The sequence below is a fragment of the Parasediminibacterium sp. HNIBRBA5674 genome (assembly GCF_056745525.1).
Window position 1 is genome coordinate 1 of sequence record NZ_JBQWIE010000077.1, and the last position, 2,881, is coordinate 2,881.

Annotated in this window: 4 protein-coding genes; all 4 read left to right on the forward strand. The window is 36.7% G+C overall.

The features are described from left to right. The coding region (locus tag ACT9TX_RS18250; protein WP_481340515.1) for a beta-xylosidase family glycoside hydrolase at nt 1-468 on the forward strand (468 nt) is incomplete at its 5' end. A 197-nt stretch (nt 469-665) separates the two neighbouring features. Beyond that, nucleotides 666-2,039, forward strand: a complete 1,374-nt coding sequence (locus ACT9TX_RS18255) for a lactate utilization protein B (RefSeq protein ID WP_481340517.1) — start codon at nt 666-668, stop codon at nt 2,037-2,039. 4 nt (nt 2,040-2,043) lie between these two features. Continuing rightward, nucleotides 2,044-2,625, forward strand: coding sequence for a LutC/YkgG family protein (locus tag ACT9TX_RS18260; protein ID WP_481340519.1), 582 nt, complete (start codon nt 2,044-2,046; stop codon nt 2,623-2,625). 37 nt (nt 2,626-2,662) lie between these two features. Further along, the coding region (locus ACT9TX_RS18265; protein WP_481340521.1) for a hypothetical protein at nt 2,663-2,881 on the forward strand (219 nt) is incomplete at its 3' end.

Below are 2,881 nucleotides of genomic sequence, written 5' to 3' on the forward strand. Positions count from 1 at the left end.
GAAAGCATAAAACTAGTGCCAAACTTATTGGCACAGCGCACCATGGGGCGTTATAAAAATGTAATGACTACCAAGTTCGATGTGAGTGGTATGGCTGCTGGTCAAGAAGCTGGTTTACATGTGTCGGCAGGTAGTAATTATGTCATTGGTGTTAAAAAAGATGTTGCTGGCAACAAGCAACTATTTTACAAGGCCGATACCAGTAGTATAGCTGCAATAATTGTTATAAAAGGTGAGGTACTTAATCAAAATGATGTGTGGCTGCAAGCAAGAATAGAAAATGGGCTAGCTACTTTTTTTTACAGTTTAGATGGAAAAAAGTATAGCCAAATGGGCAATCAAAGTCAATTATCTTTTTGGGGCTTTACACCAAATATGGTAGGCTTTTATACCAAAAATGCGGTAGAAAAAGGGTTTGTAGATGTAGACTGGTTTACCTACGATTATGATGGACCGAAAGGGAAATGATTTTTAGAAAAATTAATCTCATAAGCTTTCATAACACATCAGGATGGCTTCAAAGTAATCTGATAATACTTTTACAAAACAGGATTTTAATGATTGTTAACAATTCACAATTGCCAAAGTAGAAAAATGAATTTTGCAATATCTATTGGTTGTTATAGTCATATCTATATTGAAGTGAAAAGAGGAAAAATGTAATTATGCACCAAAAAACAGGTACCCACCCAGATCTATCGGAAGATTTTAATAAAGATGAAGAAAGGGTAAATTGGCACGACAAAACACTTTGGTTTATTAGAGAAAAAAGGGATAAAGCCGCTTGGCAAATTGACGAATGGGAGCAATTGCGAGAAGCCGCTTCGCAAATAAAAAATGCAGTACTATCTAATTTGCACGATTATTTAGTGCAATTTGAGGCAAATGCAACCGCAAACGGCATAACCGTACATTGGGCAAAAGATGCTAATGAACACAACACCATTGTTCAGAAAATTTTAGAGCAAGAACAGATAACGCGAATAGTAAAAAGCAAATCGATGCTAACCGAAGAATGCGATTTAAATACGCATCTTGCCAAGGTTGGTATAGAAGTTATTGATACAGACTTAGGCGAACGCATTGTGCAATTGGCAGAAGAAGCACCTAGCCACATAGTACTGCCATGTATTCACAAAAAGAAAGAAGAAATAGGTGAGTTGTTTCACCAGCACTTAGGCACCCCTAAGGGCAATGCAGATCCTGTATTTTTAACTGCGGCGGCAAGAGAACATTTGCGAGAAAAATTTATTACGCGTAAAGCTGCGATTACAGGCGTAAATTTTGCAGTAGCAGAAACGGGGGAATTTGTTGTTTGCACCAATGAAGGTAATGCTGATATGGGCGCACATTTAGCTGATGTACATATTGCCTGCATGGGTATTGAAAAAATTATTCCTCAAAGAGCACATTTAGGTGTGTTTTTACGATTACTTGCCAGAAGTGCCACTGGGCAGCCTATTACTACTTATTCAAGCCATTTTAGTAGGCCAAATAACGCTCAGCGAATGCATATTGTACTGGTTGACAATGGTAGAACCAAACAACTTGCAAAGCCAGATTTTAGAAACTCATTAAAATGTATTCGTTGTGGTGCTTGTATGAATACTTGCCCAGTTTATAGGCGTAGTGGTGGGCACAGTTATCATTATGCAATTACAGGGCCTATTGGGGCTATTCTTGCCCCTAATTTAGACATGAAGAAAAATGCAGACCTGCCTTTTGCGTCTACACTTTGTGGTAGTTGTAGTAATGTCTGCCCTGTTAAAATAGATATACATGATCAGTTGTATAAATGGCGCCAAGTAATTACAAAAGAGGGTTATGCAGGGAGTGCTAAGAGTGCTAGTATGAGAATGATGAACATGGTATTATCTAGCCCAAAAATTTTCAAATTTTCTGGAACGGTAGGCCGTTGGTTGATGCGAAATATCCCTTGGTTAGTAAGCAATAAATTAAACCCTTGGTATAAACAACGTGAAATGCCAGAACCACCGAAAGCGTCATTTTCTGAATGGTATAAAAAAAACGCAATGTAATTTTATGAGTAGTAGAGCCTCTATTTTAGCCGCTGTAGAAAAAGCGCAACCGCAACAGTTGCCACTGCCTGATATTGCAAAATTTAATAAGCACCAAACTGGTAATCCTGAAAAATTTATTGAGGTATTGCAGAAAATAGGTGGCGATGTTTTTAAAGTAGATAATATTTTAGAAGTAAAACAAATATTACAGAATTCCTTTACCGATGCTAAACGTATCATTACAAACTCTCCATTATTTGTAGATGTTGCAGAAATTATTGTTAATCAAGATGCCCACAGTTTACAGAATACAGATGTTGCCATTTTAGTCGGTCAGTTTGGTGTTGAAGAAAATAGCGCTGTATGGATTACTGATAAAAATATTGAAGTAAGAGTTATACCGTTTATTTGCCAACAATTAGTAATCATCATCTCTGCTACGAATATTGTTCAAAATATGCATCAGGCCTATGAAATCATTGGCAATGATAATTATGGTTTTGGCGTATTTATAGCCGGCCCATCTAAAACCGCCGATATTGAACAATCGCTTGTATTAGGGGCGCACGGACCAAAATCAATGACATTATTTCTTTTGCCATAAACCTTTTTCTTAGATAAAAAATTTAACGACTTGCCGAATGATAACAAATACAAAAAAATATATCGGATTAGTAATTTTAGCTACAACCATTGTAATTTATTGGGGTTGTAGTTCTAGTAAGCAAAATGTGTCTTCAAATGAATCATCAATAAGTCTTTCGAACGATGCTTTTGCAAATTCATTTGCGAACCCACAGGACACATTAAAACCTTGGGTTTATTGGTATTGGGTAAGTGATAATATTTCTAAAGAGGGC